This window comes from Mediterranea massiliensis, assembly GCF_900128475.1.
Lineage (GTDB): Bacteria > Bacteroidota > Bacteroidia > Bacteroidales > Bacteroidaceae > Bacteroides > Bacteroides massiliensis_E.
On the sequence record NZ_LT635835.1, the window covers coordinates 143,678 to 166,561 of the forward strand.

Below are 22,884 nucleotides of genomic sequence, written 5' to 3' on the forward strand. Positions count from 1 at the left end.
TCACTTCACTTTTAGTCCGTCACGTATCATTTTCTTTATCACTTCCTTCAGTTCGCCCAGGTGTCCGGCGCTCACACCGGTGTTCTCGGCTATCCGGGCCAGATGCCCTTCAGCCGTGTCCATCTTCTCCACCACGCTTTCCAGCCGGACGTCCATGCTGCTCCAGTGCTGCAGCCCGCCGGTGAACATGCCCTCCAGCTTCGTGCCCTGGTCCTGCGTCATGGCCGTAAAGCCGCCCGCTTTCGCACTTTGGCTCGTACCGCCCTGCTGCGTCTTGTCATAACCGGTGGCTGCCGCCAGGTTGTCACGCAGGGCAAGGGCTTCATCCATATACTGCATGTACTCTTCCATCAGCGCGTTCCGTTCCGCCTCGGTCAGTTCGTTGTCCTCCATGGCCTTGCCGAACTTCTCCCACCAGCCTTTCAGTTTGTCGCTGTACATCTCACCGATCTTGTTGCTCAGCATCGCCCGCATGAAGTACTCGGATATATCCTCCGCCGCATCCTTGGCACCGTACTTCATGTTCATCAGGTTGTCGATGAAGCTGCTGTACATACCGTCGAACGAAATGCCCGTCAGCCCTTCATACAGCTGGTCGGTCAGTTCCTCCAGCTTGCCGGCCTGGTCTATGTAGTCATCCAGTTTCTCGGTCAGTCGCCCGCCATAGCCTCCCTTACCGGTATTCTGGATTTGCGTCCACATATCCACGTTGCTGCGCAGTGCCTTCATTTCCTCCGGGCTCAGGCTCCACAGGTTCCCGTCCCACTGGCGGCCGATCTGTCCGCTCAGTTTGTCTATCTGTGCCTGGTTGAAACCGCCCCAGTAGTAGTTCCAGCTGTGGTGACTTCCGCTGTAGCGTGCCTGTTCCTTTGCTATCTGCAGATAGTTTGCATTCGTTTCTTTCTGGTATTTATAAGCATCCCGGTAAGCTTCCACCGATTTTGTCCCCTTGCTTGCCTTAATGGTATCGGTCAGGTCTTCGATGGAAGTCTGCAGTTTCTCGTTCCGGTCCGTAAGACGGTCTATAGCCGCCTGCACTTCCCTGGCGTTCCCGCCGATGCCGAACAGTTTGTTGAAACCTCCGAAAGACACCGTGTTCAGCAGTCCTCCGATACCATTCACAAGGGAACCGCCTATCTGTTTGAACAGGTCTCCGCTGAGGATATTGTCGAGTATTCCGGTTATCGCATTGAAAATGGTATCTATCAATGATGAGATAATCGGGCCAATACCGTCTTTCAGCAAATCCAGTATGGAGAGAATGGCCGATATGATTTGTCCGATGACTCCGGCACTTGACAGGGTTTCGGACATCCGGCTGATGGCATCGCCGACCTTGCCTCCGATATTCAGTTTTGAAAGACCGGTAAGCATGTTCTGGATTCCTTCAAATGATCCCTGCAAGGTTCCGCTCGCAAAGCCGTGCAACCCGTCGGATACCATGTTCAACCCGTCAACCGTGTCCCGGGAGGCACTTTTCACCTCCCCGGCAAGCGCCTTCATTTCAGAGGTGGCGTTCAGGTATTCTTCGTCAGCTGAAATGCTGGACGATTGGGCCGTTTGAAGAGCGATTTTAGTACGTTCTATTTCTGCCTGGTTACCGCTTTCAAGAGCCTTGTTGTAATCGGTCTGCGCTGCTTTTAACCGAATGAATGCCGCTTCCTGCTGCAGTTCCGCATTTTGCACGCGTGTTACGGCATCCCCCAAAGCGTGCATCTGCGTTTGCAGCCGGGCAAAATCCAATGTCCCGTTGCCACCGGGGAGCATGCTTTGAATCCGTTCGATGGCATCGTAAACGACCTGCTGGTCTGCGGCTCCCGTTTTTTTGAACTCATCCGTCTTGACATACTGTTTAAGCTCGCCAAGCAGGTTCTTCATCTGGTCTGCAAGCAGACCGGTCAAATCCCCGAACGCTGCTCCCCAGTCTATCTTCTGGGTAAGGGCTGCCATGTCCACTTTGTGCACAGCCGCATCACGCTGCTTCTCCAAAGTCAGCCTTTCTCCCTGGGACTGTGCCTTGCGGATTTTCTCGGCATATTCTTCAGCGATGGCCAGTTTCTGCTGCTGGAAGGTCCCGTATTCCTTCAGATAGTCACGCATGGCTTCCGCCTCTTCCCTGTACACGTCCGCCTCCGCTTTTTTCCTTGACTCGGTGTTTGAGGCACGGGCTTTTTCAAGTTCATCCTGTTGCTCCCGGGTAAGTCCGTTATCTCCGGTGGAAAGACCGGCTTCCTTGTTCTCACGCTTCCAGTCGGCTTCCTGCCGGTTTATTTCTTCTTTCCGGGCGTTATAGTCATATTCGATTTGTGCCAGTTTCTTTTCGGTACCGGCTTGCATACGGTCTATCTCTTCCTTCCGGTTCTCGGCCTGCAGGGCGGCAAGATCCTGCGCCAGCCTGCGCTCTGTGGCAAGCCGTTGCTTGGCTTCCGCTTCCGGATTCTTCCCGGACTGTTCGGGGTCGGTATGTCCGCCGATATTTCCTTTTTTGGCTGCTTCTGCCGCTTTCTTTACCTCTTCCTCCGCTTTTTTCAGATAACCGTCGCGTTTGTTTTCGGCATTTTTCAACAGTATGTCATAAGCTTCCTGATCATGTTTCTTAATGGCAGCCTGTGCATCATAGAACTGCCCGGATTCTGCCATGCTTGACTGCATGATATATTGTCCCCATTTCCCGAAAAAACCCATGGCGCTTTCCGCCTCTTCCGGTTTCTGCGCCTTGATTTTATTCACCTCTTCATCGGCTTCTGCAGCTTTTTTTACAAGGTTCTGGACATTGGCCTGGTGCAGCAGGACCTGTACATAGTCCTCGCTCTTTTGGATAAGGGTATCATACCATTCGGAAAGTGTTTTATAATACCCGAAAGATTCCCCGTACTTGCGGTTCAGTTCCTCTACCTTCGCCTTTTCCTGTTCCTTGCTGCCGGTGAAGTTCTTTATTTCATCGATGACCGATTTCAGTTCGAAGCGGGTACGCACCATCTGGGCACGGCCGTCCTTCTCTATCTCGGTCATTTCCTTGACTGATACGTTGAATTCATCCACGCCTTTTTTGGCACTGAACAGGTTTTTCGTCCAATCCCAGATTTCATCACCGTACATTACCAGCAGCATGATGCCGGTGGTCATGGCCGTCTGCCAGGAAAAGAGCGAGGACAGGACCTGTTTCCATACCGGTGTGCCTTTCTTGCCTGACTTCTGCAGCTCATCGTATTCCTTGCGGGCACGGGCCAGTTCGTCCGTAAAAATCGGCAGGTTGTTGGATATGGCCAGAAAGAACATCTGCGGTCCCATGGCCAAAGAAGGCATTTCACGGGCCATCTGCTGGATGCTGTTGTGAAGCCCGTTGAACTGGCGCTGTGCATTGGGCATGTCTGCAGGGGTGACCTGCACGGATTCCGATTCCTCCTGCAGCAGTTTCAGTTTGCCGCGCAATTCCTCAAGCTGCTTCTCCAGTGCATGGATCTGCGCGATATTGGCACTCTGGTCCAGATTGGGGGCAGCCGTCTCCCCGGCAAGGCGCAGCCTTTCCAGTTCAGCCTCCAGCAGCCTGACGGTATTACGCAGTTCCAGCGCCTCACGTTCGGCCTTGTTCATGCCGGGCGTGAGTTTGTCCTTCATCAAAAATTCAACTTCTACAGGTTTGCTCATTCCAGTTTGCTTTGAAAAAATCCTACTATATCGTTCGCTTCATCCTCGGCGCTGTGTTCCGGTCTGGGAGCACCGTTTCCGCCGCCTTGCTTTTTCCGCACATACCGCGGCGCGTCGCTCAGCATCATGATCAGCGTCTGGTAATTCACCCCATCAAGGATGTAATCCACGCTCCAGCCGGTCGCCGATGCAATCTGCCACACGAAGCCGAAAGGGCTATGGGAACCTTCATACCGGGTTCTTAACTCCCCTTCCTTGCCTGGCTCAGTCTCGGAGTTATCGGGTTCGCCCGCGCTGTCGAGCTGATAATACGCATAAAATCCTTCGTGCCCATCAGACGCTCGAATGTTCGGAACATGGCCGTCAGATAACGCCACTCCACAAAGTTCCGCAGTACCCACGCTGTCACCCCGATGCCCACGTGCCGCGACACGTATCCCCGGCATACCGTATAGGCCAGCAGGCGGCTCACAGCCTTACCATGCTCCGCCACAAAGGCCAGTTCCTCGGTCTTGTCCTTCGGTTGCCAATCGGGTTTGACACCCGTCTTCAGGTATTCCCGCGCCAGCAGAATCTGACCCCGCAGCCTCGGACGCTTCATCGTCACACGCACCTCCACCGGGCGTTTCAGCCACGGAAGCTTCCACCTTTTAAGAGGTACGGACACGCCGCTGTCAAGCAGCGCGTCCGCACACTCCATCTCTATCAGTTGTTCCAGCCGGTCAGCCATACGTTAGCCCTCCTCACTTTGGAGCGATGCTGCAGCCGCGGCTTCCGCCGGCGGCAGCTTGTACTGCCCCCACTCGTCCGGTATTGCTTCCGTATCGAACACGCCGTAAGGCTGCGAACCGTCCTCCGGCATCGCCACTTCGAGCGTAACCTCTATCTTGGAGGTTTCTGTAAGGGTCAGCTTGCCTGCAGGATTGGAAAGCAGCGTGGCGTTGGGAATCAGTACGCTCTGTCCGGACACGAGGGAGAGTTCCCATGGTCCCTGCATGACAAGCACCTCCGACGGGGCTGTCCAGCCGATCGGAGTTTTCTTTTCCGAGTCTTCTTTCTTATAATGCAGGCTGCCGCCAAGCAGTTTGTGCAGGTTCGAATAGTTCATCTGGATCACATTGAACGTCGGGGCGATGCCGCCGTTACTCTGTGGGATGACCAGCACCGGGGCACCCTGCACCTGTTCGGCCTCGATCTTCGCGGCCTCGGGTTTCTTGCCGCCCAGGTCAAACGAGTTCTTTTCAATATACCCGATTGTGAAATCCTTATACTTTACGGCTCCTATGCCGTACATGAAATTCTTGTTCATCGTTTATAAAGTTTGATGGTTAATAACACACCGGCCAATAAGCCGGCCAATACACCTGTGATAAACGTCCGCATCCGGTTCGGAGGGCGTTTTTCTACCGTTTGAACGTCATTTGAAATTTCGCTCTTGGTTTCGCTACGGATGCGCGCCAGCTCTTCTTCATACCATAGCACCAGCTGCTGCAGACTGTCACACGAGGCTTCGGCCACGATGTTCCCGCTGTCGTCGCTGCCTACGGTCAGATTCGCCTGTCCGCTCTTGCCACGGTACACGGCACCTTCAGGAAGTTTACGGAGGCTGTCCGCAGGTATAGACAGCTTCACCGAACTCGCCGGTATACCCGCCATCACCAGTCCCGCCCGTCGGCTTCCGCTCGCGCTGTCGGTGCTTGCCGATTCCGTCTGTATCTTCTCCACCGTCGTGCTCTTCCTGCTGCTTGCGCAGCCCGCCAAGCACAGGACAGTCATCATGATGGCGGCAACTGTTGGCAGTGTCAATGGCCTTGCGCAGTCGCGCCATTTCGCGCTTGTTGGCCTGCAGGTCTTTTCTTGTTGCATTCAGTTCTTCTTTTAAGGGTACCACAATATTGCTCACCAAAACGCGAGTGGCATGTTCTGCGTTATCCACACGCACACCCTCTGCGTCGGCTTCGGCTTTCATCGCTTCCGCTTTCGCTTTCCTCACCGTAGCACGCAGGGAACCGATGGCTGCTGCAGTGCCCACAAGGCCGCCGCTAAGAATAATGTTCATGATCTCGCTAAAGTCCATACCACCCGTTTTTTAGTCAGTCAACCTTTTATTCTGCTTCCTCGCGTTTCTTTCGGAATAGTCCGATAACCCATTGCACCAGTCCCGTGTCGGCTACCCCATTGGCTACAAGTGAGGCACCAAAACCATAGAGCAAGGCAATGTCCCAGCTCACATCACTCACAAATCCGGCATCAAGCCACCACAGTAGCATCGCGCACACCAAGCCCACACACCAGCTCACCAGCTGCGTCACCCAGCCTTTCATGTTGGGGAACAAACCTTTCAACCCTTCAGTAAGCACCACCACACCGCCGACGAAACCGGCAAAGGTGCCAATCATTGCGTCATAGTCCGTTGCCGGAACATCGGCCCCTTGGGCCATCACAGCCGATACTGTTCCCAGCATCAGCATCATAAACAGCATAATTCGTTTCATTGATTGCTTCTTTTATTATTGGTTAATACCTATTTCTTTCAGCCATTTCTGTACATCGAAACTGGGGCAGGCTTTGGCCGCCAGCTCGTTGTGTCCCACAATGCGCACATCCGGGAATCTGCGATGGAAGTCCTTCACATACTTCTCCAGTGCCTTTTTCTGGCAGCCGGTGCGGGTGTCCTTCGGGGTCTTGCCGTCCTTGGCCACACCGCCGGCATACACAATGTGGCGGCTCACGCTGTTGTACCCCTTGGCTCCGTTGGTCACTTCCCAGGGATCCACCTGCGCATCCTCGTTGTTGTTCACCAAGCGTTCCACACCGCCCTGCAGGTGGAACAGGTCGGTGTAGCCCACCTGTTTCCAACCTCTGCCACCCTGGCTTACGGGCGAAGTGTGCCACTTCCGGATGTCCGCCGATGATACCTCACGCCCCTCCGGGGTTGCCGTACAGTGAATTACCAGATACTTCAATTTTGCCATACCATCTTATCCTTTCTGGTTTTGGGTAATGGTAATCTTGGCCGTCTTGCTGCGGTCGGCATTGAGCGTAAGGGTCAGTGTACCGGTTTTCTGACTGCCACTGTTTGCACCGGCCGAAATCTTCACGCCTTTATCCGTCGCTTCCACCTTGAAGCCGGCAGGGGCACTGCCTATCTCATATTCTCCGCTGGCGGTCACGGTCACTTCTTCACTGCCACCGGTTGCCTCAAGGGTCACACTGGCAGGGTCAACTGAAATCTTCTTCTCGCTCGCCTTGAACACGGGGTTGCTTCGCTTGTCCAGCACCACCACTTCTTCACCGAAGGCAATGTTCGTGTCAGCCTTCATCAGCATCTTGAAGAAGTACAGTTCGCTCGCGTTCGAGATCTTGTCAATCTGAATCACGTCTTCATCGTCCTGCAGGTTCACAGCCGCAAACAGGTTGCCGCCGGCATCGGGCGAACAGAGGGTGCACACAATCAGATCATCGGGCCAGGCCGCAAGCGTCTCAATGGTAATGCCCTTGTAGCGACGGGCATTCACATCGGTTTCGCTCGTGTTCTTGGACTCGCGCTGGGTCAGCTCGTCATCATACTTGTCAAAGTCGTTCACGCTCATCAGAATGCGGAGGTCCGGGTTGTTGCGGATGGCCACGGGAATCTTCGCACGCATGGCTTTCAGTCTGCCCAGCATGGTCGATTCTGCGCTGTCCACCACAATCACCTCAGTATCCTTGGCCATCTGGGTCAGGATGCCGTTAAACAAGTGGTCGTCATCATCCCCATATTCACCGTTCACATAGTGGTCACCCAGTTCAAACTGTACCCGCTTGGCCAACTCGGCAAGCAGGGCGTTCTGCGCTTCGGGCGGAAGTTCCGAGAATACCAGGTTGCCCTTCGGCTGCCATTTGCGCCAGATGTTCTCGAACGTGCGGGGGTTAAACACCGTAAAGGCCATGAAGTCCACCGGGTCAAGACTCTTTTCGTCGTAGTTGAAGTTGCCCTTCGAATCCTCCACGCCGGGGTTCTCCTTGCGCTTCTGGAGCATCTTGCCGGTCTTCAGGCGCGGCAGGCTGATTTTCTTCTCCACACCGGGAATCACCATGATCAGCCCCTTTTCCACAATCTCATTGCTCGTAGCGGCAAGCGTCAGCAACTGTTCCAGTACCTCGCCGCTGTAATTCGTGTTTCTTACAATTATTGCCATAGTTCAATCACTTTTTACGTTTGTCCTTAATTTCTCGCATACGCCTGTTCCAGGGGCTTTCTTCACCATTCGGTTCCAGATGCAGGTCTTCCATCACACGGCGCTTTACCGGCAGTTGGGCCAGGGCCTTTTCGCCGTTCTCGCGGTCATTGGCCAAAAGGTTTTCGTAGATGGGGCGGGTAGTCGCATCAATGCGACCGTCCTGCTCGGCTGCGTCAAGCAGCTGCTTGCGGGCGGCAAGGTCTTCGGCTTCAGCCTTGTCTTCGTAGGTCTTCACCTTGGCCTTCAGGTCGGTGTTCTCTTTCGTAAGGATAGGTACCTTGCCTGCCTCTTCCTCCAGTTGGTCCATCAGGCGGAACACATCCGCATCACTCGCGCAGTCCTTGAAGCGCGGGCGTTTCTTTACGTCTTCCAGATTCATGTCTTCTCTGTTTTTTTGTGGCTCAACGAGCCGGTTATTGAATAAAGTATATATCTGCGCCGGTGTACTGTCTGCCGGCACGGGGTCTGCATCATAGATGTCGTCTATGAAACCAAGGTCCAGGGCTTCCTTGGCGGTCAGCCAATGGTCCTCGCCGTCAAAATAGGTCTGTTTCACTTCTTCCTTGCTCATGCCCAGCCGCTCGGCATAGATTTCACTCAAGCTGCCTTCCAGGCTTTCTATCTCTTCCATGCAACGCTGCAGGTCCTGCTTGTTGCCGTAACACCCGCCGCTCACACTGTGCAGCATCAGACGGGCATATTTGCTCATTTCTACGGGCTTGCCGCAAAGGGCTATCACACTGGCCATGCTGGCGGCTATGCCATCCACATAAATGCGGATGTCGGCCTGGCTATGGCGCAGGGCGTTGAATATCGCAATGCCGCTGTACACTTCCCCGCCGTTGCTGTTGATACGCACATGGATGCGTCGGCTCACGCGTTCGGCTTCCATCAGTTCCTGGGCTATGCGCCCGCTTTGCACCTCCGTATAGTCTCCGATGTCCCCGTACAGGAATATCGTACTGGTGCCGTCGTCACTCGTTGTAATATTGAAAAATCTGCTCATCGTCATGTCTTTACCAGCGGTTTCCCCGCCTTTCGATGGTGCGAAAATAGAACATTCCCATGGCACCAAGAAACCGCGTCCGCATCATAACGTTTTCTGGCGTTATCATAACGCTGTAACCCGTCATCATGCGTACGCGCTTTTACAAACCCCGCTTTTTCATGCAATTTTGTAACGTGATTTACAACTAAAAAGGACGATTTATGGCAGATTTGACGAATGCCCAGAAAAAGGAATGGGCAAAAACTTTGTACCTCAAGGAAAACCTCACACAGCAGGAAATCGCCGACCGGGTGGGCGTGTCACGGGTGTCCGTGTCCAACTGGGTACGGGCCGGGAAGTGGGAGGAACAGAAGGTGGGGCTTACGCTCACAAGGCAGGAACAGGTGGCTAACCTCTACCGGCAGGTGGCCGAAATAAACAAGGCCATCGCCGAACGGCCCGAAGGGGAACGGTTCCCCTCATCCAAGGAGGCTGACATCCTCGGGAAACTGTCGGCGGCCATACGCAACATGGAGCAGGAAGTGGGCATTGCCGACATCATCAGTGTCCTCACCGGGCTCATCGACTGGGTACGGGCGGCCGACCTCGAAAAGGCAAAGGAAATTACACGCCTGGCCGATGCGTACATTAAAGACAAATTATAAAGGGATAGACAATGAAACAGACTGACAGACTCGCTCTCCTCGATTGGGAGAAGTACAAAGAAGACATCGCAAGGGCTACACCGGTCGATAGGAACATGACGGCAGCCGAACGGGAAAAACACCGGGAATATCTTGAGAAACATCCCATAGAATGGATCAAGTTCTTTTTTCCGAATTATGTCAAATATGAATTTGCCGACTTCCAGAAAAAGGCTATCCGGCGGATCATTGCACACGATGAATGGTTTGAGGTGCTTTCTTGGAGCCGTGAGCTGGCCAAATCCACCGTCACCATGTTCATCGTCATGAATCTCACGCTTACCGGACGCAAAAAGAATGTGATTCTGACCTCCAACAGCAAGGACAATGCGGTGCGCCTGCTCGATCCCTACCGGGCCAATCTCGAAGCCAACGGACGCATCATGGCATACTACGGCAAACAGGAACTGCCGGGCTCATGGACCGAGGATGAATTCACCACCAAAGGGAAGGTCTCTTTCCGCGCACTGGGTGCCGGACAATCTCCGCGTGGTTCGCGAAACGAGGCCATACGTCCCGACGTACTGCTGGTCGATGACTTTGATACGGACGAGGATACCAAGAACCCGGACATCATCCAGAAGCGCTGGGACTGGTGGGAAAATGCGCTGTATCCCACAAGGTCCATTTCCGAACCTACACTGGTCATCTTCTGCGGAAACATCATCGCCAAGGACTGCTGCGTGGTGAGGGCGGGCGAAATGGCCGACTCCTGGGACATCGTGAACATCCGCGACAAAAACGGTTTTTCCACATGGCCGGAAAAGAACTCGGAAGAGGACATCGACCGCACACTGTCCAAAATATCCAAAAAGGCGGCACAGGGAGAATATTTCAACAACCCGATTTCCGTGGGAGAGGTATTCGAAAACATTGCATACGGCAAGGTTCCGGCACTCTCCAAATTCAAGTTCCTCGTGGTGTATGGCGACCCGGCACCGGGCGAAAGCAAGGGTAAGAAAGGCAAATCCTTCAAGACGGTTTCGCTCTGTGGCAAATTGGGTGGCAGGCTTTACGTCATCAAGACTTTCCTGGCACAGGCGCTCAATGCGGAGTTCATTGACTGGTATGTCCGGATGCTTGAATTTGTCGGGGGCAAGACCAATGTCTATTGCTACATGGAGAACAACAAGCTGCAGGACCCTTTCTTCCAACAGGTGTTCAAACCGCTGGTGGCAAAAGTACGCCGCGAACAGAAGATTGCGCTGTTCATCCGGGGCGACGAGGAGAAGAAGACGGACAAGGCTACGCGCATCGAGGCCAACCTTGAACCGCTCAACCGCGAGGGGAACCTCATCCTCAACGAGGCTGAACGGGACAATCCGCACATGAAGGAACTGGAGGATCAATTCAAGTTGTTCACCCTGACCATGCGCTATCCGGCCGACGGACCGGATGCGGTCGAAGGGGCGAACCGTATCATTGACGAACTGATCAGGCGCATTGAACCGCCCGTATTCCGATCACGGAAGGATGTAAGAAAACGGAATAAGAAAAGATTATGACAACTCTAAAACAATAGGACTATGAGCAAATTTGTTGAACTTACCGATTACGATGCGAGCATCCACCGAGACATCCTCGACGCACTGGTTCGCGAAGACGAAACGGTCATTGAGGTTTGCGAGGACAGGGCCATTGCCGAAATGCGGTGTTATCTGGGCAAACGCTACGACTGCAACAAGATTTTTGCAGCCACCGGCGAGAACCGTAACCAGCTCGTGCTGATGATGGTCATCGACATGGCGGTCTATCACATCTTCTGCATCCACAACCCGCAGAAACTTTCCCAGGTACGCAAGGATCGTTACGAACGGGCGGTGGAATGGATGAAGGCGGTGGCCGACGAGGACATTTCAATCGAAGGGGCTCCGCTGCTGCCCGAGGAACAAAGGGCGGGCAGGTCGGATTTCCGCATTCAAAGCAACCGCAAACGAACGAACCACTGGTAAAAAGCAAGCATCATGAAAAAGAAAAACAGAAAAAACAACAAAGCCGGCATCATCACCGTAGGGGGAAACTTCACGTTGCCGGGACAAAAGAGACCGAATGTGATTGTGCTCACACAGCCCAAACGCTTCGGGCTGGACATTTCCGACTACATGGCAGCCGTAAGGGTGGCCGAGAATGTCGATTTCTCGCGACGTTACAAACTTTATGACCTCTACGAGGACATTCTGATGGATACCCACCTTTCCTGTGTGCTCGAAAAGCGAAAGAATGCCGTGCTGTGCTCCAACATGGAATTCCGGGTGGACGGGAAGCCCGACGATAAAATCAACGAACAGATACAGTCGCCCTGGTTCAACCGGCTGGTGGGTGACATCCTTGATGCGAAATTCTGGGGCTTCTCGCTCTGCCAGTTCTACAAGCTGCAGGAGTGGGTGGATTATGACCTGGTACCACGCAAGCATGTGGATCCGGTCAGGGAACTCATCCTGCGCCACCAGACGGACATTACCGGCCATTCCTGGAATGAATATACCGACCTGCTGTTTGTGGGTTCACCGTCCGATTTGGGGCTGTTGGCCAAGGCTGCACCTTGGGTCATCTACAAACGTAACACTACGGGCGACTGGGCACAGTTCTCCGAGGTATTCGGCATGCCTATCCAGGAATATATCTATGATTCCGACGACGACGAGTCACGCCAGCGGGCCATGGAGGATGCGGCCAATGCCGGAAGTCTGGCGCAGTTCTTCCATGCCAAGGACACGGAACTCAAACTCACGGAAGCCGGAAACAAAACAGGGTCTGCCGATGTCTATGAACGCCTCTGCGAGCGGTGCAACAACGAAATTTCCAAACTGATACTGGGCAATACGCTGACCACCGAATCGTCCGAAAAAGGCACGCAGGCTTTGGGTACGGTTCATAAGAAAGTAGAGGACAAGGTACTGGAGGCCGACCGGAAGTACGTGCTCAACGTGCTGAATTACGACATGACGGACATTCTGCTGCGCATGGGCATCAACACCGAAGGGGGTACGTTCTGTTTCCCCGAACCGAAGGAAACGGATGCCGGTACCAAAATATCCATCCTCACGCAGCTGAAGAAGAACTTCAACATCCCCATCGACGACGACTATCTCTATGAGGAATTCGGTATCGACAAACCGGCCAATTACGAGCAGCTGAAGGCGGAACAAAAGACGGCTGAACAAGCCGACCAGATTCCAAGCCCGAAGAAGGAGCCGGAGCCAGCGAATAAGGGACGGGATGATGAACCGACACCGAAACAGAAAAGAAACTTCCGGAACTGGCTCAAAGGTTTTTTCGTGAAAGCCCCGGCAGACGGGGCAGCTTTAGACTGGTAGTCGACAGACTGTATGCGGCTGATAATGGCAGCATCTCCATGGAGTTTGACTTCTCCGAAGAGGTGCTGCGGCGTGCCTTGCTGAACATATACAGCAGGGACTTTCATCCGGCAACCGAAATCGAAATCAACCTGTTCAATGAAATATGGGCAAAGATGGACAAGGCGGCAAAGGAAGGGTTCAGCAAATCCAAGGCCATTACTCCGGACGAGGATTTCAGAAATGCCATACTCCGGAACAATGCCGTATTCTCGGCATTCAAGGTACATCGTATGCAGAATGACATGGCACGACTTTTATTGGATTCAAACGGCATTTTAAAACCGTTCGACAAATGGGTACAGGAAGTCTTGCCCATTGCTTCCCATCAGGTTCGTCACTGGCTGCGGACGGAGTATGATACGGCGGTCATCCGGGCGCATCAGGCGGCTGACTGGCAACAGTTCCTGCGCGAACGCGATATTCTGCCCAACCTCAAATGGCTACCGTCCACCTCCATTCATCCGGGGGCTGACCACCGCCCGTTCTGGAATACCATCCGGCCGATTGATGACACGTTCTGGAACATCCACCGACCGGGCGACCGGTGGAACTGCAAGTGCGACCTCACTGCCACCGACGAGGAGCCGACACCACTTCCGGACGAAGACGACAAGAACAAGCCCCAGCCCGGACTGGATAACAATCCGGGAACGGACGGCAAACTGTTTTCCGACAATCATCCATATCAGGCAGAAGCCCACAAGGGTGCCCAAAAAGCGGTGGATAAACTTATGGCCCGTATTGACGAGATGATTGCGGAAATGCCGGACTACCTTACCGGGGAGGAAAAAATGGCCATTGCCCGGAACAACCTCGAAATGGAAAAGGCTCTTAAAATCAAAAAAGGAAAACCTATGGATGTGGATAAGGCGGACAAACAGAATGCAAATCCCAAACATGTGGAAGAGTATATTTTGGATTCCAAAGGAATATACCGCGATAAAAGGGGAAACAGATACCGGAAGAACAGCGATTACGATAAAAAACGGGATACTCCATACAGTATCAACTGCCAGACTTGCGCACCGGCATACGCTTTACGATTACGTGGATGGGATATTACCGCCAAAGGCAATGTCGCAGGGTCTAAACTTGAATATCTGAGTAATGGACGTGCTTTTGAAGTCTGGAAAAACACCGACGGTACTCCGGCGCAACATATAAGTATAAACAGCTGGCTTGCGCACAAAGGATACCTGAAAATGACCCCTAAAAGGTACATGGAGTATTTCAATGAGGTATGTAAGGAAGAAGGCGTGTATGAATTGTGCATCGGCTGGAAAAGTGGAGGAGGTCATGCTACAATCCTGCAACGGTTTGCGGATGGTGAACTAAGGTATATCGAACCCCAAAGCGATAATTCTGCCGGTTCAGGAATGGAATGGAAAGACGTAAAATATTTATGTGAAATAGGAGCTGCGACTTCCCACAACTGCAGGGGAGTCCTGAGAATTGACAATAAGCTATTCGATGTCTCCTTCCTCGATATTTTCGATACATGAATCGATAACGTCAAGGGATAACGGACCGGTTATTTCGGTTGCGTCTTTACCGTCATACAGATAGACGAAAGGATAACCGGTACAGGAGTCCCCCGGAAACTTGAACACATAGGCTTCCTGGCCTTCATAAATACCAAGGTATTCGAAGGTGTCACCGTATTGCTCAATAAGTACACGGGCCTCGTTCTTTACTTGTTCCGGTATATTCATAACGCATAAAAGGCATATTGGAAGCCTCGGTTGCAAAGTTATAAATTATTCTTGAATTACTGATGATTATGGACATAAAAGATTTTACGGAAATGATAAAGCGGAAACGTGACAGGCTGGACAGTATGATGCGCCGCAAAATGCCAGTCATGGTAGGACGAATGGCCAAAGACCATTTTCAGGATAACTTCCGGCAGGGTGGATTTGTCAATGGCGGTCTTCACCCTTGGCCCAAAGCCAAACGGCTGTCCTCGGGAGGTTCCGATGCCGCCAGCAATTATGGAACGCTGCTCTCCGGCAGGAAACATCTGTTCAAATCGGTCGGATATACACCTGCAGACTACCGGGTAAGGGTATTCAACGAGGTGGTCTATGCACCCATCAACAACTGGGGCGGGGAAATCGATGTCACCGTCACAGACCGCATGAGGCGCTTTGCATGGGCCAAGTTCTACAAGGCTTCGGGAAAAAGAAAAAAAACCGGCACAGGGCAAAAGAAACGCGTCAAACGACGTTCCAAGCCGAAGGAACTGAATCCGCAGGCACAGTTCTGGAGGAACATGGCGCTTACCCAAAAAAAGAAACTGCACATCCGCATCCCGCAGCGCCAGTTCATGGGCGAAAGCGAAGAATTGAACCGGCGTATCCGGGAAAAGGTGGACCAGGAAATTACCAACATTTTAAACCAATAACGATATGGACGAAATTTTTATCGCAATCATGGAACAGATTGCACAGGAAATGCCGGAACTCTCTCTCATCGACGAGGACTACGGACAATTGGAAATGGGAGCAGAAGAAGACCAGTACCCGGTCACTTTCCCTTGTGTATTAATCGGAAATACAAACTCCGACTGGCACGACCTCGGATACGGGGCACAGAAAAGCGAATCCGCACTGACCGTCCGGCTGGCCATCGATTGTTACGACGATACAAGCTACGCATCCGGCACGTATGACAAGGTGAGGGAAAGGCAGCAGCTGGCCAAGAAATTATACAAGTCGCTGCAGTGTCTGCAATGCACGGACAACGCTTCGCCGCTGGTACGCGAGAAAAGCCGTTCGTATGCCATGCCGCATTACATCAAGGTCTATGAAATGACGTTCTCATTCACACTGCACGATGAATCGGCCATGCCGTCATCTTATGGGGAATAGTTCCAGCTGGGCGGCAGTCAGACGGGGGGCTTTCACCTTGGGAACAGGCTTCAGATTGTAGTCTGTTCCCTCACGTGATTTCCGGCGGATGATGGTCATGATACGTTCCTCGGATATAAAGAATTCGCGCTCCGACAACACTTTTAAAGCATCGTCGAACCGCAACCGCTGTATTTCTGTCCAATAGTAGTAACGACGGCATAGTGCCTCGTCACGCAGCTTGATCAGTTCTTTATCCCGTCCTTTGCCCATACATTTTATTTCTCTTACAAAAATAACTGATTTCCATCTATTTTAAGAACAAAAGCGCCGCAATTATAACAACTGCGGCGCTTTCTGTTTATAGGGTTAACGGGTTTCGGCTACAAACGGCAGAAACTGGGTTCAATGCGGGTCCATACGCCGTTTTCAGGGTTGCGGCGGCTGAAGTAGTAGTTGGTGGCATTGCGCTGCACTACATTAGCTTCCTTGAACAGGCGCATGATGTCTGCATACTCTTCATCGAACTTATCTTCCAGTTCATACAGCTTTGAAATGCTCTTGTAGTCCAGGTCGCCCATCTTGTTGCGCTCCAGCAGGGTCATGGCCATCTGATACATCGGATCATCAGAACCTTTCTCGCTGTTCTGCATGTAGCGCTTCAAATAGTCAATCAGACGGTCGGCTGCCATGTCGGCTCGTTCATCGAAGCCTTTCACCTTGTTGCTTTTCACTTCCAGACGGAAGTCTCCGTCCGTAATGGTATAGCTGCGCTGTTCGTCGCTTTTCACCTGGCCGTATTCCTTCATCACCTTGGTAAAGGCATCGGCTTCTTTTTCCAGCCATCCGCGGAACCCGGTCACGGCATTCACCATCTCAAGAACGTTGGTCTTTACTTCGTGCATAAACTCACCGCGTAATGCCTCGTAAGTTTCACGACGGGCGATGCGGTCTTCTTTCTCTTCTTGCTGCAGCTGGGCCATGAGGGCTGCTCGCTGTTCTTTACTCAGGGACTTGATGTCCACACTTTGATTGTTCTTTTCCATTTTAAATCATTTTAGTTGTTAATCAGCTATTACTTTGTCATCCTTCAGCAGCAAAGCGAATGTCCTGTCTCTTTCTGCTTTGGTTTCAAACTTCTTGTATGTCTTCCAGCCACCGTTTATGCCGGTACACATCTTTATCCTCGGGCCTGGATAATCATCCTTTCGTATTATACAGAACCCCGCTTTTATCAGCTTGTCTTGGTCATCTATCCTCATAATCATCCTGCTTTTCCGGTTCATCGTCTATCAGCATGGCCTCCCCATTGGCATACGCCCAGTCGGCCAGTTCGTTGAAAAACTCCGCTGCATCCTGGTTCTCCATATCGGATGTCGTAAGGGTCACGTCTTTTCTTATGCGCTCAAGCGCTTCATGTGCTTTTTTATCCATATTGCTCTATTTATCGGTTAAACCTCCTTTTCGTTGGATAGCCCGCAGTTTGATGGCCAGTTGTTCCAGCTCGGCTGTACTAACCTGAACAAAGGGCTTGCCGGCTATCCGGGGGTTGTTGCAGAATTCGTTCACCCGGTTCCAGTCGGTGGTGTCTATACCCAACTGTTGCATCAGCTTCAGGCAGACGCTGCGTTTCCGTCGCAGTTCCTCGCGAAGTTTCTGCCGCCATTCGTCTTGTCCGCTCAGTTTCTCCAGAGCAGTACAACAAACTTCATACTCCTTGGCCGTCATTTCCTTCAGACTGTCTGTCCGGTTCCACGTGTACTGCAGCACGATTTGTTTTTTGAATTCCTCCCGATCGCCCTGATAAGGCAGTTTGTTGAACAATGCATAGAACCGGGCGAAATTGGTTACTTCCTGTGCCATATCATCCTTTCACTTTTTTCTCCACTGAAAGAATTGCCAAACTTATCATCATAAGTTTTACAGACTGGCTGTCCTCTTCAAACAAATCAATATCCGCAACCACAGGCTCACCGCTCATGGTGTTCCATATTTGCTCTACCTCTTTCGTCTTCTTTTGATTCATCAAAAAGAGATACGCGTCATACTCGGAACGGTCAAATTCAAATACGACCTGAACTTTCTGTTTTTCTTCCATACATTCACTATTAAAAGGTTATTCAAACAATACTTTAATGCCACACGAACTGGCTACGTCAAGCTCCAGTTTGGCTCCCTTGCTCAGTTCCCAGTCCTTCAGCATGTAGATATAGTCACAAGCCAGCAACAGGGCAATGTCGGCCCGCATGTGGGCTCTCCAATGAGCTTCATCCGGCAATCCGTTCCTGAAAGGGTTTACAGGATCATAGCCTTGTGCCATCAGTTTCTCCTCGGCACGGCTGAAGGCTTCCTTGCGCTCATTCATATCATAGTGCGCGATGGCTCCGCTGATGTACACTTTCCCGGCACCGGTCGCTTCACCACGTTGAAAAGCCTTGTGTCGTTCCCACCGTTCCGGAACCACCACACTGTAGTTGCACGATTGGCAGCAGCAGCCTTCTTCTTTCACCGGGAACGGATTGTATCCGTAGCCCTCATACTCTTTGCCGCAGATGCAGCACACTTTCTTTTCTTCTTTCTTTTCCATCACTTCAAATCTTTAATGTTTATTTGGCAGGACGGATGCCATACCTGAATATTCCGAGCAAACATCACATCCCTGGTTTCTATCACTACGTGTCCCTTTGTCTTGGCCCTGCGCAGACGGAGGTCGCTTTGTATGTTACGTTCTACCCAATCGTCCACCACGGCCTCCGCTTCCTGTTCTTTCAGGAGTATCTGGTACAGCTTATTCTCCCATTCCATCATTCAAATAATCCTCCATATTATCGTCCTTCAATGTTTTGGCAGCACCTTCTTCCCATATCACGTAGGGCTCACCGGGCCGCTCCATAAAGCGGCTTTTGCACCAGGCTTTGAAACAGCTTACCATGATTTTCACATCGGCGTCATATTCCACCTTGCGGGCGCTTCTACCTGCCGGATGAAGCCCCTCGGCATGGCTGATGAAGATAAACAGTTTCTTGGGATGACGTTCCTTGAACTCCTTGTAGGTTTTGTAGTTCAAGCCGCTGTATTGGAAGCTGTCGATAATCACGATTCCGGGACTGCCTCTGCGCCGTAACCGTTCCTCCAATTGCTCCATCGGTTCCCGGTCAAGGATAATCAGCTTCTTTTTCACTTCACCCATCTTGTGCCGTTTCAGGCTCATCTGGAACGACAAACCGGTACTTTCTTCCAAACTGTCATAAATTACGCGTCCGAAGCTACACAGGTACTTGGCCAGCTGCATCACAAAGCTGCTCTTACCGTTTCCGCTGGCTCCCCAAATAATCCACACGCCGCTCTTGGCCGGGTTGCCTATCGAGGTTTGCCAGTCCCCGGAAAACTCGAACCGGGGAATCTTCATGTTCAGCACCTCACCGGGACTGTAGGCTCTCTTCAGTTTCACGGTTACCTCCTTTCAATTCTTCAATAAGAGCATCAGCATAGTCCACAGCAAGTCTGGCAACTTGTTTTATAGACATTATACCTGATGAATTGCTTCTTACTACCGGAAGCATGCTTTTGGCAATTTCATATCTGCGCTGTTCCCAGTCTATCTCATTCGCTTTTCTCATCTCGCGATGGATACCGATAACAGCATCCATCGCTTGCATTTCTATCTTGCTTATCATGCCTGCATCCTCCTTAATTTTTCGATTTCGGTATATACGCGCCGCAAGCCGCCTCCGGTGCTATGAACAATCTTGGCAATGTCGGCACCGTCCGGGGCATTGATTTTTGCGACGATGGCAGCCTGTGCCTTCAGAAACTTTTCGCGTTCCTGCGCATCGTCCGGGGTCACCTTGCTGTAGGAGTCACCGTAGCGGCTCAACATTTCGGTATAGCCCACCTTCTTGCCTTCGATGGCGCGGTTGATCTTCTCCTTTAATCCGTCGGCACCCATCATATACCAGGCACAGCAGCGTTCCGTAGCGTTCCAAAGCGCCTTTAACTCCAGGAAGGCTTCATACTGCAGGTCCCCGGCTTCATCCAGGATAACCAGGGGCGTATCAATCGTGCGCAGGTAGGCCACCAGATCCTCATACACGTCGCTATAGCGTCCGTTGCTGGTCACACCGAATTCCTTGGCAATGTAGCGTATCAGCTTCAGTTTGGTCTTCACCTGGCTGCAGTCCACATATACGGCGTGCTTGTGCTGCTTCACGTAAGCTTTCGCTGTAAAGGTCTTGCCGATATTGGGCATATCGCACAGGATGGCACTCAGCCCGCTTCCCTGGCACACTTCCAGCTGCTTGCTCACAAACACGTAGGTCGGGGTCTGTGCTGCCAGCCAAGGTATTTCTGTACGCAGTTGCACGCCTAATCTTCGGGCTATACCTACCCAGTTGGCATCACTGACCTGCTTTTCATAATTGCCCCGCTTGATGGCATTGTAAACGCTGGGGGCTATGCCCAGTGCCGTGGCATGGCGGTTGTCACTGGGATAATTTTCACGGTCGGCGGCTATCGCTGCCACAATACGTTGCTTTACTTCATTTGTTATTTCCATTTGAATGCTGTTTTAAATTCGTTCTAACGTCGTTAATTATATCTTGGCTACTGCATCATGCTCGAAGGCACTGATGTCCATATAGGCTGAGTAATCTTCTTCCTCGGCTTGTGCAGGAAGGGGAACGGCTTCCGCCTGTACCTCTGTTATCAGCTTTGCTTCCTCTTTGGCAAGGATGCCCACACGCTTGATCTTGCCGTCCTTCATCATCTTGTCGAATTGAGCTACATACTTGGACTGTTCGGTATAGGCTGCCTTGTCGTACTCGGTCTGCTCGGCTGTATTCTCATTGTAACGGGCTACGGGCTTGCAGGTGGCGATATATCGTCCGTTCTGGTAGATATATACCTCGTTGATGGTTCCGTCGGCATCGGGCAGATAATAGGCATCTACCTTGTAGTTCCTCGGCTCCAGCTTTTCGATGATTTCCGGGCTGGGCAGTCCGTATTGGTTGTACATCACCGTGCAGTAGGTGTTCTGCCGGATGGTTGTTTCGGTGTGCTGTCCGATGAACCGGTAAAGAACGGCCTTGTCCCAAGGTGCAAGGTTCGGGTTCTGATGGGCGCAAAGCACATCCCAACGGCTCATGCCCGGATAGCGCTTTTGGTTGGGGTGAGGCTGTGCGTTGAAGGTCTCAATGGCGCGTATATCATCGGCTACCAATTCTTCATAACTATAGGTCTTCACCTTGTAGGTGTTGTTCTTTTCGTCATACACCTTTTCTTCCTTCGGGCGGTTGGCCTCCAGCTTGGCATACCATCGGCCGATACCTACCTGCGTGCGTTTCTCCACACCGTATTTCTTTTCGCGGTTCTTGTGCTCGGCACGTTTTTCACGCGAGTTCCCGGGGTTACACCAGCGGATCAGGGGGAAGACGGTACCGGCTTGCATCAATCCGTCGGCAAAGTCGCTTACCAGGTGGTGTTCCACTTCTAACTCGGCGGGGATATACATGCCGTTCCGGTCCAGGGTCTGGAACATGTTTCGCATGCAGTCTAAAAATAACTCGGTAGTCTTGTACCGGTTGTAGGCATATCCCACCACAGCACCGCTCACCACATCGTAGGCATAATAGGCTTTCACTCGGTTGCCATCCTTCATTGGGCGCGGCAGGTCGCGGTCGTCAAGAGAAACCTTACTCAAGGAATATTCACCGATGCTGCGCAGATGATAAGGACGGTAGGCATTGTTGAAATCCCATTGGCTCATGTGCAGCTTACCGCGAAGGGCCTTGTTCTTGGGGTTGTTCAGGTAGTTGGCTACTGTGGCCGGGCTCAATACCAGCGGATTTCCATCCTTGTCGGTAAAGTCTGCCGGATTCAACACCTCGCCGGTTTCGGGGTCATATAGCTCCAGTTCTCCTTGCACAAATAGATTGTACTGTTCCCACACGGTGGTATTGAAGGGCTGCTCCGGTTGGGCATCGATGCTCAGCAGCAGGCGTTCAATGTCATAGGTCACTTTCCGGCGGTTCTGGTTCATGAACTTGCGGCTGATAAGGCTTTCATAGCCGTTGGCCTTGAAGTCATTCACACGCTTCTTGAAGCGGTTGGAACTGACAGGCAAGGTATGTCCGAACTCTGCTTGGTAGTAACTGATGGCTCCTGCCAGTTCGCCCCAGTTCACCGGCCCGGCCTTCATGGCCTTTCGCATAAACGTGGCATCCTCCATGGCACGCATCACTGCCTCAATTACCGAAGCGTTTACCGTATATTCTTGGATGTGTTCCGGTGGCAGTGTATCTCCGTTGTCAAAGCGGAATCGGGTGTAGAACTCCCGGGCTTTCGCATCGATGTGGTAATGGCTGCCGAGCCAATTTCTTATAACGTCCTCTTTCATGTCTCCGTATTTTAGTTTTATCCTTTCCTGAAACCGCAGTGGCATGGTCGCTATCTCTACCAGTGCATAGCTTCCAAGCCCCTTGCCGGGTCGCACTACGTTGATTTCTTTCTTGGCCGCTAATTTCTTGTAATTGGGTACCGACAGGATGGGAGCAAGTTCTTCTTCGGAAAGAGTGGAAGGATGAACGCCTTTCAGCGTGCGGCTTCTGCTGTAGTCAGCCTTCCCGTTCACCATCACCGGTCGGTCGTCGTAGGTCAGGTCATTGTAGGATATGCACAATATCTTTCCATAATACTCCATTTCATTTCTGTTTATAAGGCGGCTGCCATCTGTTGGGTCTCGTGCTGCAGCTGCATGAAGTCTGATACAAACTCACATTGGTAGGTTTCGGTCCGTTTTCCGTCCACGTACACGTCCACATCGTTGGTCTTCCGTTGGACTACCAGTTTTACACGGGGACCGAAGGTGCAGGTCATGGTTTTCTCGCACTCTTCAAAGGTGGTTTCGCAGTTCGGGATGAAGTTCCCGTCGGTCAGTTTACCGCCTCGCTTCAGGGCAAGGGTACGGATCCGACGGGCCTGGTCGCTGTCACGGACAAAATTCAGTGCCTGCCACACAGCCTGACGGCTGCACTTAAAGGTCTTCATCAGGAAGGTCTTTGTCTCGTTATCTGTCAAAATCTGCTTTCTCATATCGTTTATCTCTTGATATATTGC

The 22,884-nt window shown here is 52.0% G+C and carries 31 protein-coding genes; 7 read left to right on the forward strand and 24 right to left on the reverse strand.

Annotated elements, in window-relative coordinates; all coding sequences use genetic code 11:
* From BQ7483_RS02930 to BQ7483_RS02975, 10 genes are read right to left on the reverse strand one after another with little or no spacing between them, the layout of a single operon-like run.
* Positions 1 to 3,648: a phage tail family protein gene (locus BQ7483_RS02930; protein ID WP_072544771.1), complete on the reverse strand. Its 3,648-nt coding sequence runs from the start codon at positions 3,646 to 3,648 to the stop codon at positions 1 to 3.
* Positions 3,645 to 3,851, reverse strand: a complete 207-nt coding sequence (locus tag BQ7483_RS02935) for a hypothetical protein (protein ID WP_007562496.1) — start codon at positions 3,849 to 3,851, stop codon at positions 3,645 to 3,647. Before BQ7483_RS02935 ends, BQ7483_RS02930 begins: the two co-directional genes overlap by 4 nt.
* Positions 3,852 to 3,889: 38 nt before the next feature.
* Positions 3,890 to 4,378, reverse strand: a complete 489-nt coding sequence (locus tag BQ7483_RS02940) for a hypothetical protein (protein ID WP_072543473.1) — start codon at positions 4,376 to 4,378, stop codon at positions 3,890 to 3,892.
* A 3-nt stretch (positions 4,379 to 4,381) separates the two neighbouring features.
* The gene (locus BQ7483_RS02945; protein WP_005798256.1) at positions 4,382 to 4,957 is read right to left on the reverse strand and encodes a hypothetical protein; all 576 of its coding nucleotides are present in this window, start codon (positions 4,955 to 4,957) and stop codon (positions 4,382 to 4,384) included.
* A complete protein-coding gene (locus BQ7483_RS02950; RefSeq protein WP_224205180.1) occupies positions 4,954 to 5,280 on the reverse strand; it encodes a hypothetical protein in 327 nt (108 codons plus the stop codon). The genes BQ7483_RS02945 and BQ7483_RS02950 overlap by 4 nt, the downstream gene beginning before the upstream one ends.
* The gene (locus BQ7483_RS02955; protein WP_007562503.1) at positions 5,246 to 5,725 is read right to left on the reverse strand and encodes a hypothetical protein; all 480 of its coding nucleotides are present in this window, start codon (positions 5,723 to 5,725) and stop codon (positions 5,246 to 5,248) included. Before BQ7483_RS02955 ends, BQ7483_RS02950 begins: the two co-directional genes overlap by 35 nt.
* A gap of 28 nt (positions 5,726 to 5,753) precedes the next feature.
* Complete coding sequence (locus BQ7483_RS02960) at positions 5,754 to 6,143, reverse strand: hypothetical protein (RefSeq protein ID WP_007562505.1); 390 nt, start codon at positions 6,141 to 6,143, stop codon at positions 5,754 to 5,756.
* A 15-nt stretch (positions 6,144 to 6,158) separates the two neighbouring features.
* Positions 6,159 to 6,623 carry an N-acetylmuramoyl-L-alanine amidase gene (locus BQ7483_RS02965; protein ID WP_007562507.1) on the reverse strand — a complete coding sequence of 155 codons (465 nt, stop codon included), beginning with the start codon at positions 6,621 to 6,623 and terminating at the stop codon, positions 6,159 to 6,161.
* A gap of 6 nt (positions 6,624 to 6,629) precedes the next feature.
* Positions 6,630 to 7,829, reverse strand: a complete 1,200-nt coding sequence (locus BQ7483_RS02970) for a BACON domain-containing protein (protein ID WP_007562509.1) — start codon at positions 7,827 to 7,829, stop codon at positions 6,630 to 6,632.
* Between the two features lie 7 nt (positions 7,830 to 7,836).
* Entirely contained in the window at positions 7,837 to 8,877 is a 1,041-nt protein-coding gene (locus BQ7483_RS02975) for a head maturation protease, ClpP-related (RefSeq protein WP_022199168.1), read from the reverse strand.
* 203 nt (positions 8,878 to 9,080) lie between these two features.
* On the opposite strand from BQ7483_RS02975, the gene BQ7483_RS02980 reads away from it, so the two are divergent.
* The 5 genes from BQ7483_RS02980 to BQ7483_RS03000 are packed head-to-tail and all read left to right on the forward strand — an operon-like array spanning position 9,081 to position 14,424.
* Positions 9,081 to 9,524: a helix-turn-helix domain-containing protein gene (locus tag BQ7483_RS02980; protein ID WP_007562513.1), complete on the forward strand. Its 444-nt coding sequence runs from the start codon at positions 9,081 to 9,083 to the stop codon at positions 9,522 to 9,524.
* An 11-nt stretch (positions 9,525 to 9,535) separates the two neighbouring features.
* The gene (locus BQ7483_RS02985) at positions 9,536 to 11,068 is read left to right on the forward strand and encodes a hypothetical protein (protein ID WP_007562515.1); all 1,533 of its coding nucleotides are present in this window, start codon (positions 9,536 to 9,538) and stop codon (positions 11,066 to 11,068) included.
* A gap of 21 nt (positions 11,069 to 11,089) precedes the next feature.
* Positions 11,090 to 11,515, forward strand: a complete 426-nt coding sequence (locus tag BQ7483_RS02990) for a phage protein Gp36 family protein (protein ID WP_007562516.1) — start codon at positions 11,090 to 11,092, stop codon at positions 11,513 to 11,515.
* Between the two features lie 12 nt (positions 11,516 to 11,527).
* The gene (locus BQ7483_RS02995) at positions 11,528 to 12,880 is read left to right on the forward strand and encodes a phage portal protein family protein (protein WP_007562517.1); all 1,353 of its coding nucleotides are present in this window, start codon (positions 11,528 to 11,530) and stop codon (positions 12,878 to 12,880) included.
* Positions 12,881 to 12,918: 38 nt separating this feature from the next.
* Positions 12,919 to 14,424, forward strand: a complete 1,506-nt coding sequence (locus tag BQ7483_RS03000) for a toxin glutamine deamidase domain-containing protein (protein WP_007562518.1) — start codon at positions 12,919 to 12,921, stop codon at positions 14,422 to 14,424.
* Here the strand turns inward: BQ7483_RS03000 and BQ7483_RS03005 are convergent.
* A complete protein-coding gene (locus tag BQ7483_RS03005; RefSeq protein ID WP_007562519.1) occupies positions 14,386 to 14,634 on the reverse strand; it encodes a hypothetical protein in 249 nt (82 codons plus the stop codon). The genes BQ7483_RS03000 and BQ7483_RS03005 overlap by 39 nt on opposite strands.
* 68 nt (positions 14,635 to 14,702) lie before the next feature.
* Here BQ7483_RS03005 and BQ7483_RS03010 point away from each other — a divergent pair, with 68 nt between their 5' ends.
* Together BQ7483_RS03010 and BQ7483_RS03015 are read left to right on the forward strand one after the other, a co-directional pair.
* Positions 14,703 to 15,326 (forward strand): hypothetical protein, encoded by a 624-nt coding sequence (locus tag BQ7483_RS03010; RefSeq protein ID WP_172772470.1) that lies wholly within the window; start codon positions 14,703 to 14,705, stop codon positions 15,324 to 15,326.
* A 4-nt stretch (positions 15,327 to 15,330) separates the two neighbouring features.
* Positions 15,331 to 15,792, forward strand: a complete 462-nt coding sequence (locus tag BQ7483_RS03015; RefSeq protein WP_007562523.1) for a hypothetical protein — start codon at positions 15,331 to 15,333, stop codon at positions 15,790 to 15,792.
* On the opposite strand, the gene BQ7483_RS03020 is transcribed toward BQ7483_RS03015, so the two are convergent.
* The 13 genes from BQ7483_RS03020 to BQ7483_RS03080 all read right to left on the reverse strand — a co-directional run bounded on the left by BQ7483_RS03020 (position 15,775) and on the right by BQ7483_RS03080 (position 22,860).
* A complete protein-coding gene (locus BQ7483_RS03020) occupies positions 15,775 to 16,044 on the reverse strand; it encodes a hypothetical protein (protein WP_007562525.1) in 270 nt (89 codons plus the stop codon). The two genes, BQ7483_RS03015 and BQ7483_RS03020, sit on opposite strands and share 18 nt — an antisense overlap.
* 110 nt (positions 16,045 to 16,154) lie before the next feature.
* Positions 16,155 to 16,817, reverse strand: a complete 663-nt coding sequence (locus BQ7483_RS03025) for a DUF3164 family protein (RefSeq protein ID WP_007751532.1) — start codon at positions 16,815 to 16,817, stop codon at positions 16,155 to 16,157.
* Between the two features lie 18 nt (positions 16,818 to 16,835).
* Positions 16,836 to 17,033 carry a hypothetical protein gene (locus tag BQ7483_RS03030; protein ID WP_007562529.1) on the reverse strand — a complete coding sequence of 66 codons (198 nt, stop codon included), beginning with the start codon at positions 17,031 to 17,033 and terminating at the stop codon, positions 16,836 to 16,838.
* On the reverse strand, positions 17,020 to 17,160 hold the full coding sequence (locus BQ7483_RS03035; protein WP_229119756.1) for a hypothetical protein: 141 nt from the start codon (positions 17,158 to 17,160) through the stop codon (positions 17,020 to 17,022). Before BQ7483_RS03035 ends, BQ7483_RS03030 begins: the two co-directional genes overlap by 14 nt.
* Before the next feature lie 51 nt (positions 17,161 to 17,211).
* A complete protein-coding gene (locus BQ7483_RS03040) occupies positions 17,212 to 17,634 on the reverse strand; it encodes a hypothetical protein (RefSeq protein ID WP_007562532.1) in 423 nt (140 codons plus the stop codon).
* A 1-nt stretch (position 17,635) separates the two neighbouring features.
* Complete coding sequence (locus BQ7483_RS03045) at positions 17,636 to 17,869, reverse strand: hypothetical protein (protein ID WP_007562534.1); 234 nt, start codon at positions 17,867 to 17,869, stop codon at positions 17,636 to 17,638.
* Positions 17,870 to 17,887: 18 nt separating this feature from the next.
* Positions 17,888 to 18,358: a DUF4406 domain-containing protein gene (locus tag BQ7483_RS18300; protein WP_007562536.1), complete on the reverse strand. Its 471-nt coding sequence runs from the start codon at positions 18,356 to 18,358 to the stop codon at positions 17,888 to 17,890.
* A complete protein-coding gene (locus BQ7483_RS03055; protein WP_007751522.1) occupies positions 18,358 to 18,579 on the reverse strand; it encodes a hypothetical protein in 222 nt (73 codons plus the stop codon). Before BQ7483_RS03055 ends, BQ7483_RS18300 begins: the two co-directional genes overlap by 1 nt.
* Complete coding sequence (locus BQ7483_RS03060) at positions 18,560 to 19,222, reverse strand: AAA family ATPase (RefSeq protein WP_032558186.1); 663 nt, start codon at positions 19,220 to 19,222, stop codon at positions 18,560 to 18,562. Before BQ7483_RS03060 ends, BQ7483_RS03055 begins: the two co-directional genes overlap by 20 nt.
* Complete coding sequence (locus BQ7483_RS03065; protein WP_007751518.1) at positions 19,191 to 19,448, reverse strand: hypothetical protein; 258 nt, start codon at positions 19,446 to 19,448, stop codon at positions 19,191 to 19,193. The genes BQ7483_RS03060 and BQ7483_RS03065 overlap by 32 nt, the downstream gene beginning before the upstream one ends.
* Complete coding sequence (locus tag BQ7483_RS03070; protein ID WP_007751516.1) at positions 19,445 to 20,326, reverse strand: AAA family ATPase; 882 nt, start codon at positions 20,324 to 20,326, stop codon at positions 19,445 to 19,447. Before BQ7483_RS03070 ends, BQ7483_RS03065 begins: the two co-directional genes overlap by 4 nt.
* A gap of 36 nt (positions 20,327 to 20,362) precedes the next feature.
* Positions 20,363 to 22,468: a hypothetical protein gene (locus BQ7483_RS03075; protein WP_072543472.1), complete on the reverse strand. Its 2,106-nt coding sequence runs from the start codon at positions 22,466 to 22,468 to the stop codon at positions 20,363 to 20,365.
* An 11-nt stretch (positions 22,469 to 22,479) separates the two neighbouring features.
* Positions 22,480 to 22,860, reverse strand: a complete 381-nt coding sequence (locus BQ7483_RS03080; protein ID WP_072543471.1) for a hypothetical protein — start codon at positions 22,858 to 22,860, stop codon at positions 22,480 to 22,482.
* Between the last annotated feature and the right edge of the window lie 24 nt (positions 22,861 to 22,884).

Bases quoted from the DNA above. Each gene is read 5' to 3' on its own strand.
- BQ7483_RS18300 (WP_007562536.1), bottom strand. From the start codon at position 18,358: ATGGAAAAGAAAGAAGAAAAGAAAGTGTGCTGCATCTGCGGCAAAGAG.
- BQ7483_RS02975 (WP_022199168.1), bottom strand. From the start codon at position 8,877: ATGAGCAGATTTTTCAATATTACAACGAGTGACGACGGCACCAGTACG.
- BQ7483_RS03075 (WP_072543472.1), bottom strand. From the start codon at position 22,468: ATGGAGTATTATGGAAAGATATTGTGCATATCCTACAATGACCTGACC.
- BQ7483_RS03055 (WP_007751522.1), bottom strand. From the start codon at position 18,579: ATGATGGAATGGGAGAATAAGCTGTACCAGATACTCCTGAAAGAACAG.
- BQ7483_RS03015 (WP_007562523.1), top strand. From the start codon at position 15,331: ATGGACGAAATTTTTATCGCAATCATGGAACAGATTGCACAGGAAATG.
- BQ7483_RS03000 (WP_007562518.1), top strand. From the start codon at position 12,919: ATGGAGTTTGACTTCTCCGAAGAGGTGCTGCGGCGTGCCTTGCTGAAC.
- BQ7483_RS03070 (WP_007751516.1), bottom strand. From the start codon at position 20,326: ATGGAAATAACAAATGAAGTAAAGCAACGTATTGTGGCAGCGATAGCC.
- BQ7483_RS03005 (WP_007562519.1), bottom strand. From the start codon at position 14,634: ATGAATATACCGGAACAAGTAAAGAACGAGGCCCGTGTACTTATTGAG.
- BQ7483_RS03025 (WP_007751532.1), bottom strand. From the start codon at position 16,817: ATGGAAAAGAACAATCAAAGTGTGGACATCAAGTCCCTGAGTAAAGAA.
- BQ7483_RS03040 (WP_007562532.1), bottom strand. From the start codon at position 17,634: ATGGCACAGGAAGTAACCAATTTCGCCCGGTTCTATGCATTGTTCAAC.
- BQ7483_RS03080 (WP_072543471.1), bottom strand. From the start codon at position 22,860: ATGAGAAAGCAGATTTTGACAGATAACGAGACAAAGACCTTCCTGATG.
- BQ7483_RS03010 (WP_172772470.1), top strand. From the start codon at position 14,703: ATGGACATAAAAGATTTTACGGAAATGATAAAGCGGAAACGTGACAGG.
- BQ7483_RS03020 (WP_007562525.1), bottom strand. From the start codon at position 16,044: ATGGGCAAAGGACGGGATAAAGAACTGATCAAGCTGCGTGACGAGGCA.
- BQ7483_RS02980 (WP_007562513.1), top strand. From the start codon at position 9,081: ATGGCAGATTTGACGAATGCCCAGAAAAAGGAATGGGCAAAAACTTTG.
- BQ7483_RS03045 (WP_007562534.1), bottom strand. From the start codon at position 17,869: ATGGAAGAAAAACAGAAAGTTCAGGTCGTATTTGAATTTGACCGTTCC.
- BQ7483_RS02990 (WP_007562516.1), top strand. From the start codon at position 11,090: ATGAGCAAATTTGTTGAACTTACCGATTACGATGCGAGCATCCACCGA.
- BQ7483_RS02945 (WP_005798256.1), bottom strand. From the start codon at position 4,957: ATGAACAAGAATTTCATGTACGGCATAGGAGCCGTAAAGTATAAGGAT.
- BQ7483_RS02960 (WP_007562505.1), bottom strand. From the start codon at position 6,143: ATGAAACGAATTATGCTGTTTATGATGCTGATGCTGGGAACAGTATCG.
- BQ7483_RS02970 (WP_007562509.1), bottom strand. From the start codon at position 7,829: ATGGCAATAATTGTAAGAAACACGAATTACAGCGGCGAGGTACTGGAA.
- BQ7483_RS03065 (WP_007751518.1), bottom strand. From the start codon at position 19,448: ATGATAAGCAAGATAGAAATGCAAGCGATGGATGCTGTTATCGGTATC.
- BQ7483_RS02965 (WP_007562507.1), bottom strand. From the start codon at position 6,623: ATGGCAAAATTGAAGTATCTGGTAATTCACTGTACGGCAACCCCGGAG.
- BQ7483_RS02995 (WP_007562517.1), top strand. From the start codon at position 11,528: ATGAAAAAGAAAAACAGAAAAAACAACAAAGCCGGCATCATCACCGTA.
- BQ7483_RS03030 (WP_007562529.1), bottom strand. From the start codon at position 17,033: ATGAGGATAGATGACCAAGACAAGCTGATAAAAGCGGGGTTCTGTATA.
- BQ7483_RS02930 (WP_072544771.1), bottom strand. From the start codon at position 3,648: ATGAGCAAACCTGTAGAAGTTGAATTTTTGATGAAGGACAAACTCACG.
- BQ7483_RS02985 (WP_007562515.1), top strand. From the start codon at position 9,536: ATGAAACAGACTGACAGACTCGCTCTCCTCGATTGGGAGAAGTACAAA.
- BQ7483_RS02955 (WP_007562503.1), bottom strand. From the start codon at position 5,725: ATGGACTTTAGCGAGATCATGAACATTATTCTTAGCGGCGGCCTTGTG.
- BQ7483_RS02940 (WP_072543473.1), bottom strand. From the start codon at position 4,378: ATGGCTGACCGGCTGGAACAACTGATAGAGATGGAGTGTGCGGACGCG.